13 protein-coding genes are annotated in these 14,401 nt (G+C 72.8%); 12 read left to right on the forward strand and 1 reads right to left on the reverse strand.

Features of this window, described 5'->3' with window-relative positions; all coding sequences use genetic code 11:
* Positions 1–77: 77 nt before the first annotated feature.
* The 11 genes from ddaH (at position 78) to ACFZCY_RS14930 (ending at position 12,234) form a co-directional block, all read left to right on the forward strand.
* Complete coding sequence (gene ddaH / locus ACFZCY_RS14880) at positions 78–887, forward strand: dimethylargininase (protein ID WP_391172602.1); 810 nt, start codon at positions 78–80, stop codon at positions 885–887.
* Positions 887–2,131 (forward strand): ornithine--oxo-acid transaminase, encoded by a 1,245-nt coding sequence (rocD, locus tag ACFZCY_RS14885; RefSeq protein WP_391172604.1) that lies wholly within the window; start codon positions 887–889, stop codon positions 2,129–2,131. The genes ddaH and rocD overlap by 1 nt, the downstream gene beginning before the upstream one ends.
* 301 nt (positions 2,132–2,432) lie before the next feature.
* Positions 2,433–3,047, forward strand: a complete 615-nt coding sequence (locus tag ACFZCY_RS14890) for a hypothetical protein (RefSeq protein ID WP_391172606.1) — start codon at positions 2,433–2,435, stop codon at positions 3,045–3,047.
* Positions 3,035–5,254, forward strand: a complete 2,220-nt coding sequence (gene pabB, locus ACFZCY_RS14895; RefSeq protein ID WP_391172608.1) for an aminodeoxychorismate synthase component I — start codon at positions 3,035–3,037, stop codon at positions 5,252–5,254. Before ACFZCY_RS14890 ends, pabB begins: the two co-directional genes overlap by 13 nt.
* 104 nt (positions 5,255–5,358) lie before the next feature.
* Complete coding sequence (locus ACFZCY_RS14900) at positions 5,359–6,864, forward strand: AMP-binding protein (protein WP_391173646.1); 1,506 nt, start codon at positions 5,359–5,361, stop codon at positions 6,862–6,864.
* 77 nt (positions 6,865–6,941) lie between these two features.
* The gene (locus tag ACFZCY_RS14905) at positions 6,942–8,537 is read left to right on the forward strand and encodes an AMP-binding protein (protein WP_391172611.1); all 1,596 of its coding nucleotides are present in this window, start codon (positions 6,942–6,944) and stop codon (positions 8,535–8,537) included.
* On the forward strand, positions 8,530–9,765 hold the full coding sequence (locus tag ACFZCY_RS14910) for an FAD-dependent oxidoreductase (RefSeq protein ID WP_391172613.1): 1,236 nt from the start codon (positions 8,530–8,532) through the stop codon (positions 9,763–9,765). Before ACFZCY_RS14905 ends, ACFZCY_RS14910 begins: the two co-directional genes overlap by 8 nt.
* Positions 9,766–9,884: 119 nt before the next feature.
* Positions 9,885–10,667 carry an aminotransferase class IV gene (locus tag ACFZCY_RS14915; RefSeq protein ID WP_391173649.1) on the forward strand — a complete coding sequence of 261 codons (783 nt, stop codon included), beginning with the start codon at positions 9,885–9,887 and terminating at the stop codon, positions 10,665–10,667.
* On the forward strand, positions 10,664–11,167 hold the full coding sequence (locus ACFZCY_RS14920; RefSeq protein ID WP_391172615.1) for a carboxymuconolactone decarboxylase family protein: 504 nt from the start codon (positions 10,664–10,666) through the stop codon (positions 11,165–11,167). The genes ACFZCY_RS14915 and ACFZCY_RS14920 overlap by 4 nt, the downstream gene beginning before the upstream one ends.
* A gap of 89 nt (positions 11,168–11,256) precedes the next feature.
* Positions 11,257–11,874, forward strand: coding sequence for a hypothetical protein (locus tag ACFZCY_RS14925; RefSeq protein ID WP_391172617.1), 618 nt, complete (start codon positions 11,257–11,259; stop codon positions 11,872–11,874).
* Positions 11,875–11,943: 69 nt separating this feature from the next.
* Positions 11,944–12,234 (forward strand): dsRBD fold-containing protein, encoded by a 291-nt coding sequence (locus ACFZCY_RS14930; RefSeq protein WP_391172619.1) that lies wholly within the window; start codon positions 11,944–11,946, stop codon positions 12,232–12,234.
* Positions 12,235–12,296: 62 nt separating this feature from the next.
* Here the strand turns inward: ACFZCY_RS14930 and ACFZCY_RS14935 are convergent, their stop codons facing one another.
* Positions 12,297–13,007: an FCD domain-containing protein gene (locus ACFZCY_RS14935; RefSeq protein ID WP_391172621.1), complete on the reverse strand. Its 711-nt coding sequence runs from the start codon at positions 13,005–13,007 to the stop codon at positions 12,297–12,299.
* A gap of 124 nt (positions 13,008–13,131) precedes the next feature.
* On the opposite strand from ACFZCY_RS14935, the gene ACFZCY_RS14940 reads away from it, so the two are divergent.
* The gene (locus tag ACFZCY_RS14940) at positions 13,132–14,394 is read left to right on the forward strand and encodes a cellulase-like family protein (RefSeq protein ID WP_391172623.1); all 1,263 of its coding nucleotides are present in this window, start codon (positions 13,132–13,134) and stop codon (positions 14,392–14,394) included.
* The last annotated feature ends 7 nt before the right edge of the window (positions 14,395–14,401 follow it).

Raw genomic sequence — 14,401 nt, forward strand, 5'->3', positions numbered from 1 at the left:
TTTCTTGTGTCCCCTCTCGTCCGCTTTCTACCGTTGAATCATTCCCCGGTCGCCCGCGGAAGCGAGAGGACTGCTCCGTGCCCCAGACCCGTGTGCCGCGCCCCCGGCGCTATCTGACCTGTCCCCCCAGATATTTCGACGTCCGGTACGCCATCAATCCCTGGATGCGCGAGGACACCGTGGTCGACACCGTGCTCGCCCGCACCCAGTGGGAGACGCTGATCCGCGTCTACCGCGACCATGGCCACCGGGTGGAGACCGCCGAGCCGGTGCCGGGCCTGCCGGACATGGTGTTCGCGGCGAACTCGGCCCTGGTGCTGGAGGGCCGGGTCTTCGGCTCCCGGTTCCACGCGCCCCAGCGCCGGCCCGAACAGCTCGCCTACACCTCCTGGTTCAAGGCGGCCGGATTCGAGGTGCACCCGCCGGAGGCGGTGTGCGAGGGCGAGGGCGACCTCGTGCCCGCCGGCCGGTTCGTCCTGGCCGGCACCGGATTCCGTACGACGCGCGCCGCCCACCAGGAGGTGCAGGAGTTCTTCGGGGTGCCGGTGATCAGCCTGCTGCTGGTGGACCCGTACTTCTACCACCTGGACACCGCCCTGTTCACGCTCGACGACGAGAACATCGCCTACTACCCGGGGGCGTTCTCCCCGGGCAGCCGTGAGGTCCTGGAGCGCCTTTTCCCGGAAGCGCTGATCGCCACCCGGGACGACGCCATGGCCTTCGGGCTCAACTCCGTCTCCGACGGCCGTCATGTGTTCGTCGCCCCGCGCGCGACCGGCCTCATCGGCCGGCTCACCGACCGCGGTTACGTCCCCGTCCCCGTCGACCTGTCGGAGCTGCACAAGGCCGGCGGGGGCATCAAGTGCTGCACTCAGGAGATCCGCTGATGACCGCACCCGCACGCACCGCCCCGCACGCCGACGCCCGTCCCGCGCGCTCCTCCGGTGAGCTGATCCGCGCCGAGGAGTCCTCGCTCGCCCACAACTACCATCCGCTGCCCGTGGTCGTGTCCCGCGCCGAGGGCGTCTGGGTGTGGGACGTCGAGGGCCGCCGCTACCTCGACATGCTGGCGGGCTACTCGGCCCTCAACTTCGGCCACCGCCACCCGGCGCTCGTCGAGGCCGCCCACCGCCAGCTCGACCGGCTCACCCTCACCTCACGCGCCTTCCACAACGACAAGCTCGCCGGATTCGCCGAGGGGCTCGCGCGGCTCACCGGCCTGGAGATGGTGCTGCCGATGAACACCGGCGCGGAGGCGGTGGAAAGCGGCATCAAGCTGGCCCGCAAATGGGCGTACGAGGTCAAGGGCGTCGCCCCGGACCAGGCGACGATCGTGGTGGCCGACGGCAACTTCCACGGCCGCACGACGACGATCGTGGGGTTCTCCGGCGACCCGGTGGCCCGCGAGGGGTTCGGCCCGTTCGCCCCGGGCTTCCGCGTCGTCCCGTACAACGATCTCGCCGCGCTGGAGGCGGCGGTCGACGAGACCACGGCCGCCGTGCTGATCGAGCCGATCCAGGGCGAGGCGGGCGTACTGATTCCGGACGACGGCTATCTGCTGGGGGTGCGTGAACTCACCCGGCGGGCCGGGGCGCTGTTCATCGCCGACGAGATCCAGTCCGGTCTGGGCCGCACCGGCACCACCCTCGCGGTCGACCACGAGGCGGTGCGGCCGGATGTGCTGCTCCTCGGCAAGGCGCTGGGCGGCGGCATCGTGCCGGTCTCCGCCGTGGTCGCCGACCGCGCGGTGATGGGCGTGCTGCGCCCCGGCGAGCACGGCTCCACCTTCGGCGGCAATCCGCTGGCCGCCGCCGTCGGCTCGGCCGTGGTCGAGCTGCTGAGCACCGGGGAGTTCCAGGACCGCGCCGCCCGGCTGGGGCGGGTGCTGGACGCCGGGCTGAGCGCGCTGCACGGCAAGGGCGTGACGGCGCACCGCTGCCGCGGTCTGTGGGCCGGGGTCGATGTGGACCCCGCGCTGGGCTCCGGGCGCGAGATCGGTGAACGGCTGCTGGGCGAGGGCGTTCTGGTCAAGGACACCCACGGTTCGACGATCCGGCTGGCACCCCCGCTGACCATCACGCGGGAGGAGCTGGAGGCGTCGCTGGCGTCACTGCAGAAGGTACTCGGCTGACGCGAGCCGAGGATTGAAGCGCCGGGCCGCATTACGTTCCATACGGCCCGGCGCTTCGTTGTGTTCAATCCGTCTCCGAGATTCTTTTTCGCACCCCGGCCGGAGCCTTCGAAGCGTAGATAACGCGCAGGTCACGGCCCTTTTATGTACGTTGTTGAGCATTCGACTGTTGCGGATCTCCCGATGTGGAACACTTCCTGTCAACTCGCCGGGAAGAGCTGGCGAAGAGCATGAAGTCCTTGCAGGTCAGCATGGGTTGAGAAGGCGAGCGTGCAGGGTGCGGGAAGGAGTTGCGGCTGGAGTGGACACGGAACCGGTCACGGTGACGGCCGCATACCGGGTGGACCCCGGCCGCGAAACCGAGTTCTATGGCTGGGCGATTGAGATGCTCAATGCCGCGGCACGTCTTCCGGGATACCTGGGGGGCGGCGTGATGGGCTCCGGCCAGCTGTCCTCGGAATGGCACGTCATCTACCGATTCGACAGGGAAGTATCCGCACAGGGATGGGAATCCTCGCTCGAGCGCGCCCGGTTGGCGACTCGGGCCGGACCCTTCGTACAAGAAAAGGGAACCCAGCGCACCTCGGGACTGCAGAACTGGTTGAAGGGTCCGGTGCGGCCACTGCCGCCGCCCCCCAAATGGAAACTCTGGCTGGTGAACCTGGGCGCGGTGTTCCCTCCGGTTCTCATGTTCAACGTGCTGGTGATCCCGTTCCTCGACGGCACCAATTTCCTGCTGCGGACCCTGGCTCTGTGTCTTGGCGTGACCGCGATGGTGACCTGGCTCGTCATGCCGCGCCTGCAGCGACTCCTCAAGAAGTGGCTCTACCCGCCGCTTCAGTCGATCCGAGGACGTCACAGGCGCATGGCGATGGACGGCCCGAAGCAAGGAGGCAAATCCGGATGGAATCGCTGAGGACGCTCCTCGTCGATAATTACGACTCGTACACGTACAACCTCTTCCATCTGCTCACCGAGGTCAACGGTGAGGAACCGGAGGTGCTTCTCAATGACGCGCCCGAATGCGCGGACATCGACCTCTCCGAGTTCGACAACATCGTGGTCTCCCCCGGCCCCGGACATCCGGCCGACGCCCGTGACTTCGCCGGCGCCGCCCGGCTGATCGAGCGGGCCACGATTCCGGTGCTGGGCGTGTGCCTGGGCCACCAGGGCATCGCGCTCGGCGCCCAGGCCCGGGTGGTGCCCGCCCCCGAGCCGCGGCACGGCCATCTCTCCCGGATCAAGCACGGCGGGCGTGGCATCTTCCGTGGCATTCCCCAGGACTTCACGGCCGTCCGCTACCACTCGCTGTGCGTGGCCGAACCGCTGCCGCTCGGCCTGCAGGGCATCGCCTGGTCCGAGGACGGCGTCCTGATGGGACTGCGGCACCGGGCCCGCCCGCTGTGGGGCGTGCAGTTCCACCCGGAGTCGGTGCTCACCGGATACGGCCACCGGATGTTCAGCAACTTCCGCGATCTGACGATCGAGCACGCCAACGGCGAGTCCGTGACGTCCACCGCCTCCCCCGACGAGCCCCGCAAGCCCCGCGCCCCGCGCCCGAAGAAGCCGGTGGCGGCGAGCGTCCCGGCCGCGGACGGCGCGCAGGCCCGCTCCTACCGGCTGCACGCCCGCTGGCTGGCCGACGCGACCGACACCGAGGCGGCCTTCACCCGGCTGTACGCGGACGCGCCGCGCGCGTTCTGGCTGGACAGCTCGCGGACCCAGTCCGGCGAGGCGCGCTTCTCCTTCCTCGGCGACGGACAGGGGCCGCTGGCCGAGTTCGTGCGTTACGACACCGCCACCCAGGTGTGCGAGATCGAGCGCCCCGGGCGGCCCGCCGCCACCTACGAGGGCAGCGTCTTCGACTATCTCGAGCGGGAGCTGGCCGCCCGCCGGGTCCACGCCCCCGACCTGCCCTTCGACTTCACCGGCGGCTATGTCGGCTACCTCGGCTACGAGATGAAGGCCGACTGCGGCGCCCCGGGCCGCCACGAGGCCGCCACCCCGGACGCCTGCTGGCTGTTCGCCGACCGCTTCGTCGCGGTCGACCACCAGGAGGGCGTCACCTACATCTGCTGCCTCAGCGAGGACACCGCCGACGGCCACCGCGAGGCCAAGGAGTGGCTGGACGCGACCGTGACCGTGCTCACCGGGGTCCCGGCGCGAACCGAGCCCCTGCCCGCGCCGCCGCCGCTCACCACCACGGCCGCCGTCGAACCCTGGCTGGTGCGGGACCGGGAGAAGTACCTGGCCTCGATCGAGGCGAGTCTGCGCGAGCTGCGGTCCGGGGTGAGCTACGAGGTCTGCCTCACCAACTCCGCGTGGCTGCCCGCCCCCAGCGACTCGTACACCTTCTACCGGACGCTGCGCCGCTGCAACCCGGCCCCGTACGCCGCCTATCTGCGGTTCGGCGACACGGACGTGGCGTGCGCCTCCCCCGAGCGCTTCCTGCGCGTCACCCCGGACGGCATCGCCGAGGCCAAGCCGATCAAGGGCACGGCGCCGCGTTCCGGGGACGCCGACAAGGACGCCCGGGCGCTGGCCGCCCTCGCCACCAGCGCCAAGCCCCGGGCCGAGAACCTGATGATCGTCGACCTGCTCCGCAACGACCTGGGGCGGGTGTGCAAGCCGGGCAGTGTCTACGTGCCGCGGCTGATGAACACCGAGTCGTACGCCACCGTGCACCAGCTGGTGTCCACCGTGCGCGGCCGGCTGCGCCAGGACACCAGCACCGTGGACTGCGTACGGGCCTGCTTCCCCGGCGGCTCGATGACCGGCGCCCCCAAGCTGCGCACCATGGAGATCATCGACGCGCTGGAGACCGAGGCCCGCGGCGTGTACTCGGGCGCCCTCGGCTTCCTCAGCTGCAACGGCGCGGCCGACCTCAGCATCGTGATCCGCACCGCGGTGTTCACCGGCGGCCGGATGCACATCGGGGCGGGCGGCGCCATCGTCCTCGACTCCGATCCGGCCGAGGAGTACGAGGAGATGCTGCTGAAGACCGCGGCGACGATGCGCGCGTACGACGACTCGGAACAGCGGCCCGCCGGTGAGCTGGACGACCTGCTGGTGGCGGCGGCCCCGTCGCTGCCGGACTCCCCCGCGAAGGAGCTGGAACGGTGACCACTCTCCCGGACTCCGCCCTCTCGGATCCCGCTCTCGCAGATCCCGCCCTCCTGGGCCCGGCGGGGCTTCCGCTGTCCGGCCCGTCGGTCTTCGTACCGTCGGTGTCCGCCAACGTGGCCGCGCATCTGGCGGCACTCGCCGACCGGTGCGGCTGGTCCGGCCGCCCCGCCTTCCTGGAGGCGCACCGGATCTGGACCCATGGCGAGGTCCACGACCGTGCCGCGCGCGCCGCCACCGTGCTGGCCGGGCGCGGGGTGGGGGCCGGGGACCGGGTGCTGATGGCGCTGCCCGACGGCATCATGTGGGTGGCCACGTTCCTGGCCGTCGCCCGGCTGGGCGCGACGGCGGTGCTGGTCAACCCGGGGCTCACCGCCGACGACCACCGCTTCATGGCCGAGGACTCGCGGGCCGCGCTGTGTGTCTCGGGGCCCGATCTCCAGGGCCACTTCGACACCGCCCGCTGGCTCGGCGCGGACCAGCTGTCGGCCTTGACGAACCCGGACGGCATCGACGCCGCGGCCGCGGCGCGGGAGGCCGAGCCGGTGACGGCCGACGCCCCGCTGTACGTCCAGTACACCTCGGGGACCACCGGCCGCCCGAAGGCGGTGACCCACACCCACGGCCATGTGGCTGCGTACTACGACCTGGTGGGGCGGGAGGTGGTGGACATCGGCCCGGACGACGTGACGTTCTCGGTGTCCAAGCTGTTCTACGCCTACGGGTTCGGGAACGCCTTCGTCTTCCCGCTGTTCTCGGGGTCGTCCGCGGTGCTGAGCGCGCAGCGCCCCGGCCCCGGCCTCACCGACGATCTGGTGGCCCGGCACCGGGTGACCCTGCTGTACTCGGTGCCGTCCGCGTACGCCGCCCTGGTGGACGAGCGCGGCACCGGCCACACGCCCTGCTTCGCCTCGGTGCGCGCGGCCGTCAGCGCGGGCGAGAGCCTGCCCCGCGGGCTGGGGGAACGGGTCGCCGAGATGCTGGGCGCCCCGGTTCTGGAGCAGATCGGCTCCACCGAGGCGGGCCACGCCTTCTGCGCGAACACCGTCTGGGACAACGCCCCCGGCACCCTGGGCCGCCCGGTGCCGCGCTTCGAACTGGAGCTGCGGGACAGCGGCGGCACGGTGGTGGAGGCCACCGCCGACGCGGCGGTCGAGGGCGAGTTGTGGGTGCGCGGGCCGACGGTGGCCTCCGTCCGGCCGGCGGACGACGGCTGGCTCGCCACCCGGGACCGGGCCCGGCGCAACCCGGACGGCACGTACCAGCACCTGGGCCGGGTCGACGACCTGGAGATGGTCGGCGGGATCACCGTGTCCCCGCTGGAGGTCGAGGAGGTGCTGCGGCGCCACCCGTCCGTACGGGAGGTGGCGGTGGCCGCCGTCCCCGACAGCCGCGGCGCGACCCGGCTGCACGCCTTCGTGGTGCCGGCCGCGCCCGTGGCCGGTGGCCGGGCGGTCGACGAACAGGCCCTGTCGGCCGATCTGATCGCGCTGGCCCGGAAGCGGCTCGCCGCGTTCAAGGCGCCGCGCACGGTGCGGGTGGTGGCGTCCCTGCCCCGGACGCAGACCGGCAAGCTGCGGCGCCATGTCGTACGGAGCGGTGCCTGGTGACCGGCCGCGGCCCCGCCGACCCTCACCTCGCCCCCGCGCGCACCCTCGTGAACGATTCCGAACGGTAGGTACTGCATATGTTGGAGCGGCTACTCCCCGAGCGCGGGTTCTACCTCGGGCTGATGTTCCAGGAGGCCGCGGCCCGCCACGGCAGGGTCCGGGTGACGCTCGACCGGCCGCTGGACGTCGCGCCGGAGGCCGGTACGGACCTCGGGTACACCGATCTGGCGGATCTGGTCGACGATCTGGCCGCCCGGCTGTGGTCGGCGGGGGTGCGGCCGAGCGAGCACGTGGCGATCCACAAGAGCGACAACGTCGACATCGTGCTGCTGGCCTGCGCCGCCTCCCGGATCGGCGCGGTGCCCGCGCTGCTGTCGCCCTCGCTGGACGGCGGCGTGGCCGCGGTGCTGCTCGACCGGCTGCACGCGCCCTGGCTGATCACCGACCGGGCCACGCTCGAATCCACCCTGAGCGGTCTGGACACCGGACTCGCCCGTGGCGTGCTCACCGTGGACGAGGCTCCCGGGAACGGGCACGCGGTCCCGCTCGCCAAGTACGCCGGGGTGCCGCGCCGCGCGCCCATCCGGCTCCACCCCCGCGAACCCTCGCTGATCACGCACAGCTCGGGCACCACCGGCATCCCCAAGCTGGCGGTGCACTGCGCGCACACCATGTGGAACCGGCTGGTACCGCAGCAGGCGCTGGGCCGGGCCACCCGCGGCGAGTCCGCCGCGCTGCACATGTCGTTCGTGCACTCCCGCTTCTACCATCTGCTGGGCGTGCTGCTGCACTTCGGCAGCCCGCTGCTGCTGCTCCTCGACCCCGACCCGGCCCATGCCGCTCCCCTGCTGGCGAAATACCGGCCCGGCATCGTGGAGACCCACCCCAACACCTTCGTGCTGTGGGAGGACCTGGCCGACGCGCCCGGACAGCCGCTGGCCAACGTACGGGCGTACGGCTCCACCTTCGACGCCATCCATCCGCGCACCGTGCAGCGGCTGCTCGGCGCGTCCCGCCGCCGCGACCCGCGGCTGGTGCAGCTGTACGGGCAGAGCGAGACGGGGCCGATCGCCTTCGGCTGGTACACCCGGCGCGGCGCGGACCGGGTGCAGGGGCGGCGGGTGGGCACCGGCATCCCCGGGTTCACCCGGATCCGGGTGGTGGACGAGCGGGGCCGGAAGTGTCCACCCGGCGCGCCGGGGGCCATCGAGGCCCGCACCCGCGGCCGGATCCTCACCTATCTCGGCGCCCCCGACCAGTACGCCCGCCAGGTGGACCGGGGCTGGTGGCGGATGGGCGACATGGGCTACCGCGACCGCTGGGGCGCACTGTACCTGCTGGACCGCGAGGTCGACCAGAACGCCGCGGTGGACTCCAATCTGGAGGTCGAGGACGAGCTGCTCTCCCGGGTCGCCGAACTCCGTGAGGTGATCATCGTGCACGGTCCCGACCTGGAGCCGGTGCCGGTGGTGTGCACCCGCGGGGACCAGCCGCTGGACACCGGCCGCTGGCGGCTGGCCACGTCCGACCTGCCGCCGCTGGCCGATCCGGTGCAGTGCCGCTTCGAGGACCTGCCCCGCACCGGCACCTGGAAGATCAAGCGGCTGGAGATCAGCCGGCTGCTGGCCGAGGGCGAACTGCCCACGCTGTCCACCGCCCGGGCCCATGGCTGACCCGGCGGCGATCGAACGGCCGGTCCTGGTGGTCGGCGCCGGGCCGGTCGGGATGACGGCGGCGCTCGCGCTGCGGGCCCGCGGACTGCCGGTCACCGTGCTGGAGTCGGGGGCGAAGGACCGGGTCCGGCCCGGGAGCCGGGCGCTGTTCGTGCACCGGCAGTCGCTGCGGCTGCTGGAGCGGGCCCGCCCCGGGCTCGGACAGCGTGTCGCGGCGTACGGCACGACCTGGCGGACCCGGCGCACCCTCTACCGCGGGCGCCAGGTGTTCTCACAGACCTATCCGGAGAACCCGGACGGCAGCGACGGTGAGGAGAAGCTGCCCGCCTTCGCGAGCCTGCGCCAGGTGGACACCGAGCGGTTCCTGTACGAGGCGTGCCTGGAGGCGGGCGTGGACTTCCGCTTCGACGCCGAGGTGACGGGGGTCGAGGCCACCGGCACCGGGGTGGAGGTGACCGCGGCGGACGGCGACGGCTGGACGGCCGGCCATGTGATCGCCGCCGACGGGGCCCGCTCCGGGGTGCGCAAGGCACTGGGCATCCCGCTGGAGGGCACCCGTTCCGAGGGCTATCACGTGGTGGTGGACGTGGCGGACCCGGCGGGCGCCGTGATGCCGGTCGAGCGGGTCTTCCACTACGAGCACCCCGGCACCGGCGGCCGCACCGTACTGCGGGTGCCGTTCACCGGCGGCTTCCAGATCGACCTGCAGTGCCGGGCGGACGACCCGCCGGGCATGTACGACACCGAGCGGGCGGTGCGCCGCTGGCTGCCCCGGCTGGTGGGCGAGGACTGCGCGCACCAGGTGCTGTGGGTGTCCCGCTACCACTTCCTGCGCAAGGTCGCCTCGGCGTTCACCGATCCGACCGGCCGGGTGCTGCTGGCGGGTGAGGCGGCCCATCTGTTCCCGCCCTTCGGGGCGCGCGGGATGAACAGCGGGATCGCGGACGCGGTCGCGGCGGCCGACGCCATATCGGTGGCATGCTCCGACCCGTCGCGGGCACCCGTGGCCATCGGCGAGTTCGCTTCCACCCGCCGTCGTGCCGCGCTGTTCAACAGCGTGGCAGCGGGGGCGGCCCTGGACCATATGCGGCCCCGCCGCTGGGGGCGGGTGACCCAGCGCGCGGCGGCCGCGCTGGCCCCGGTGGTCCCCCGGTGCGGTGCGTGGCTGGAGCATGCCCCGTACGGCCCCCGCACCGGCCCGATGGCCGACGCGGCGCGGAAGTACTGACGGTGGAGGGGAACGAAGGCGTGAACACGGACACGGACATGGTGACGGCGGCCCGGCATACCGGCACGGTCCGGGACACCGGCCATGGGCAGCGCCCGGAACAGCAGCAGTGGACGCTGATGTGGCGCGAGGACGGCGGGCTGATGCCCTCCCGCCCGGTGCCCGACAGCGCGCTGCTGGCCGCCGACTCCTGGCTGGTCGACGAGGGGCGGGCACGGGCGCTCGACCACCACCACCGGCGGTTCGCCGCCGCGTGCGCCGAGGCGACGGGCGACTCCCCGGCCCGGATCGAGAGTTTCTGGCGGGACGCGGTGGCGGCGCTGCCGCGCACCGGCCGCTGGTTCCCGCGGGTCGAGCTGGCCGGTCCGGAACCGGCCCGGCTCTGTCTGCGGATACGGCCCGCACCGCCCCGGACGGCCAATGTGGCCGTCTGCCTGACCGAGGAGTTCGACCCGCGCGTCCATCCGCGCCGCAAGGGACCGGATCTGTCCCTGCTGGCACATCTGCGCCACCGGGCCGCCCAGCGCGGCGCCCAGGAGCTGATGCTCACCACGCCCTCGGGGCTGGTGCTGGAGGGGACGACGGCGAACGTCCTGTGGTGGGAGGACGACGTGCTGTGCCTGCCACCGCCGGACCTGCCGCTGCTGGCGGGCGTCACCGCGACCCTGATCCAGGAGCGCGCGGCGGAGCTGGGAGTCCGTACCGAACACCGCCGGTGTCCCGTCCAGGAGCTGGACGGGCGCGAGGTGTGGCTGGTCAACGCGTTGCACGGGATCCGGCCCGTGACCGCGTGGCTCGGCCGTCCGCTGCGCGCGGGACCGGCCCTGCGCGCCGCTTCCTGGCAGAGCTGGCTCGACAGCTGTGCCGATGTCCTCATGCCGACGAACGGAGCTCACCGATGACCGCGACCGCACCCGGCCCCCAGGCCACCACCGCCCGGCTGGAGCTGAAGAAGCTGGCCCCGAAGGTGTCCGCCGCGATGGGCGCCCTGCACGCCGCGGCCGTCGAGGCGGCGGCGGAGGCGAAGGTCGAGCCCGAGCTGCTGGAACTGGTCAGAATCCGCGCCTCCCAGCTCAACGGGTGCGCGTTCTGCCTGGACATGCATACCAAGGACGCCCGGGCCCAGGGCGAGACCGAACAGCGCATCTACGCCCTGAGCGCCTGGCGGGAGACGCCGTTCTTCACCGAGCGCGAGCGGGCCGCGCTCGCCCTGACCGAGGCGGTGACCGACGTCAGCGACGGCCACGTCCCGGACGAGGTCCACCGGGCCGCGTGCGAGGTGTTCGACGAACCGCAGGTGGCGGCGTTGATCTGGGCCGCGGTCATCATCAACGCGTACAACCGCACAGCGATCAGCGCCCGGATGGTGCCCGGCGCCTATCAGCCCGCCCCTCGCACCTGACCCCCTGCCGCCGCGTGGCGCGCCATGGGGCACCCCGGCGCATGGCGCGCCGCGCGACGACGTCAGCACACGCTGGAGGCCTAAGACCCATGAACACCCACGGACCGCGGGGCACCTCCGGGCCCCATCCGCCCCTGCTGGGCCGTCCGGCCCGGGGGCGCAACCCGCTGCGCAGGCGGACGGACCGGGTCCAGTCCTGGTTCACCGTGCTCTTCCTGCTGGTCCTCGTGCTCGGCCTGCCGATGGCCGCGATCAGCGCGGGGAACGCCGCGTACGCGTCGCAGATGCGCGTCGTACACGACCAGGCCATGGCGCGGCACCAGATCACCGCGCGGCTCGCCGAGTCCCCTCCCGGCGGGCCGGGCCAGTCGGAGGCCACCGACCTGAGGATGGCGAAGGTCGACTGGACGGGCGACGACGGCGCCCGGCACACCGGGGTGGCCACGGTGCCCGGCGGTGCGGACGCGGGTACGGAGGTACGGGTGTGGGTGGGTCCGGACGGGGATCTCGCCCAGCCGCCCACCTCCCCCTCGACCGCGCGGACGATGGGCTGGTTCACCGGCATGCTGACCGCCGCGGCCGTGGCCGGCGCGGCGTTCGCGGGGCGGGCCCGGGTCCGGCAGGTGCTGGACCGCCGCCGGTACGCGCGATGGGATGCAGAGTGGAAAGTGGTGGAACCCGCGTGGTCCGGCAGGAACCGTCGCTGACCGCTCTTCGGTGGCTCCGGCCGCCTCGCCGCCCCACCGCGGGTCCGCACGCGAGGTGAGGAGCAGACGATGCCGCACACAGTGGAGTGGAAGGTCCACCTCTACGTCTTCGAGGACGACGAGGGCAGGACGAAGGCGCGCGTCGAGCTGGACACCGGCGCCGCGGCGCTCACCGGCCGGGGCACGGCGCGGTGCAACCCGGAGGACCGGGACATCCCGGTGATCGGCGACGAGCTGGCGGCGGGCCGGGCCCTCAGCGATCTCGGGCAGCAGCTGCTGCGGGCCGCCGAGCACGACATCGAGAGCGAGGAGCCACCGGCGCCGCGCAAGCCCCGGCCCGGATACGGCTGGGTGGTCTGACCCCCGGGGGCTTCCTGGGGAGTGTCTTGTCGCCGGAGCCCGGCATGATCGGCAAGACACCCCTAGTCGCCGGGTGGCAGGGACGCGGCCGCGCCGACGTCCTCGGCGGCCTTGGCGAGCAGATCGAGCATGGCCAGCTCCGCGCGCGGGGCGTCCCGGTCGCGCACCGCGTCCAGCACCCGGCGGTGGCTGGGCACCGGGTCGTCGGCGTCGCCGCGCGCGTGCACCAGCCGGTCGCGCTCGCGCAGCCCGGGCTCCAGGATCAGATCGAACCGGGCGAGGAGTTCGTTGCCGGTGGCGGCGAGCAGCGCCCGGTGGAAGGCGGCGTCGGCATCCGCCTCGGCAGGCAGGTCGCCCCGGGCGCGTTCCATCGCGGTCAGCGCCGCCTCCAGCGCGGTCAGGTCGGCGTCGCTGCGGCGCAGCGCGGCCCGATGGGCGGCGGCGGGCTCCACGACGGAGCGCACATCGGTGAGGTCGCGCATCAGCCGCTCGCCGTCGCCGCCCGCCATGCGCCAGCGGATCACATCGGCGTCCAGGAGGTTCCAGGCGGAGCGGGGGCGGACGTAGGTGCCGCGCTTCTGCCGGGCGTCGATGAGCCCCTTTCCGGCCAGCACCTTCAGGGATTCGCGCATCACGGTGAGGCTGACGTCCAGTTCGTCGCCGAGGGCCCGTACGTCCAGGACGTCGCCCTCGGCCCAGTGGCCGCCGACGATGCGGGCGCCCAGCCGCTGGACCACTTGGCCGTGCACACCGCGGCCGGAATAGGACGCCATGGGCTTCTCCTCGTCAACACTCGACCGCTGGGCATTATTTATGAATACATCTTGACACCCCCCAGGCCCGCCCGGACGATGAACCGACCTCACCGACGAGCACGCCGACCGCGGGGAGCCCCCTGTGACGCAGTCGCCGCACGCCCATCTCCCGGCCACGCTGACCATCTCGCTGTGGGACTTCAGCTGGTACACCCGTACCGGCCCGGGCGAGCCCTTCGCCGATCTGGACCGCGCCTTCGAGGACGCCGTCGCCCGCGGGTACAACACGGTACGCATCTGCGCGATGCCGTATCTGCTCTTCGGCTCGGGACTCGACACCAGCCGGCTGCGGCTGCGCCCGCTGGGCGGCGACTACGGGCAGCGGATGCGCTGGTACGACGTGGGCGCGGTCGCCGAGATCGACGGGCGCGCCCATCTGCGGGCGCTGTTCGAGGCGGCGCTCCGGCACGACTGCTACGTCATCCTCTCCAGCTGGGAGTACCAGCAGAGCCCGTCGTTCGCCGAGGACCGCGCCTGGTTCGACGCCCTGATGGCGGTCGATCCCGAGCGGCGCGCCGAGGCGCTCGCGGACGCGCTGGCCGATCTGATCGACTTCATCGTCCTGCACGGCCTGGAGGACCGGATCGCCTTCACCGAACTGCACAACGAGGTGCAGGGGACCCGGCTCACCGACGGGCTGCGGGGCGAGGACCGGGTCGTCGCGCTGCGCCCGCGCCTGGAGCGCGGTCTCGCCCGGTTCAGGGAGCGCCACCCGAACCGGCCGGTCACCGTCAACTACGCCATGGTGCCGGTGGGTTCGCTGCGCGGGGTGCCCCGGGACATCGACGTCGCCGTGTTCCATCCGTACGTCTACGGGGTGCTCGGCGAGCTGATCGACACCTTCGCGATCCGCGACCGCGCCCGGCCCTTCCCCCAGCCGCGGGCCCGCCGGGAGCTGCTGCGCCCCGGCGCGCCCGATCTGGCGGACTGGGTGCCGCCGGAGCGCGACCGGTGGCGGCTGGCGGCCACCACGGTCGGGCCGCGGGAGATCTACGTCCACGACTGGTGCGATCCGGTCAAGTGGGACGCCTGGCTGTACGAGCGCTACGCGACGCACCGGCTGGCGATGGAGCAGAAGCTGGTCACCTGGATCGAGGCGGCCGCGGACTGGGCGGCGGAGACGGGTGTGCCGCTGGTCTTCGGCGAGGGCTGGATCGGCTACACCCCGCTGCACGGCACGTTCGAGGAGGGCCCGGTGGGGGCCGGGTTCTGCCGCCGCGCCGTGGCCGAGGCGGCGCGGGTCGGGGCGTGGGGCGCGGTGGTGTGCTCCAACGCCGCGCCACAGCACCCGATGTGGCAGGACATCGCGCTGCAGCGGGAGTGCAACGCCATACTGCGCGGCTGAGCGCGTG

This window comes from Streptomyces sp. NPDC007983 (assembly GCF_042958345.1).
GTDB lineage: Bacteria > Actinomycetota > Actinomycetes > Streptomycetales > Streptomycetaceae > Streptomyces.

Bases quoted from the DNA above. Each gene is read 5' to 3' on its own strand.
- rocD (WP_391172604.1), top strand. From the start codon at position 887: ATGACCGCACCCGCACGCACCGCCCCGCACGCCGACGCCCGTCCCGCG.
- pabB (WP_391172608.1), top strand. From the start codon at position 3,035: ATGGAATCGCTGAGGACGCTCCTCGTCGATAATTACGACTCGTACACG.
- ACFZCY_RS14905 (WP_391172611.1), top strand. From the start codon at position 6,942: ATGTTGGAGCGGCTACTCCCCGAGCGCGGGTTCTACCTCGGGCTGATG.
- ACFZCY_RS14910 (WP_391172613.1), top strand. From the start codon at position 8,530: ATGGCTGACCCGGCGGCGATCGAACGGCCGGTCCTGGTGGTCGGCGCC.
- ACFZCY_RS14915 (WP_391173649.1), top strand. From the start codon at position 9,885: ATGTGGCGCGAGGACGGCGGGCTGATGCCCTCCCGCCCGGTGCCCGAC.
- ACFZCY_RS14920 (WP_391172615.1), top strand. From the start codon at position 10,664: ATGACCGCGACCGCACCCGGCCCCCAGGCCACCACCGCCCGGCTGGAG.
- ACFZCY_RS14925 (WP_391172617.1), top strand. From the start codon at position 11,257: ATGAACACCCACGGACCGCGGGGCACCTCCGGGCCCCATCCGCCCCTG.
- ACFZCY_RS14930 (WP_391172619.1), top strand. From the start codon at position 11,944: ATGCCGCACACAGTGGAGTGGAAGGTCCACCTCTACGTCTTCGAGGAC.
- ACFZCY_RS14935 (WP_391172621.1), bottom strand. From the start codon at position 13,007: ATGGCGTCCTATTCCGGCCGCGGTGTGCACGGCCAAGTGGTCCAGCGG.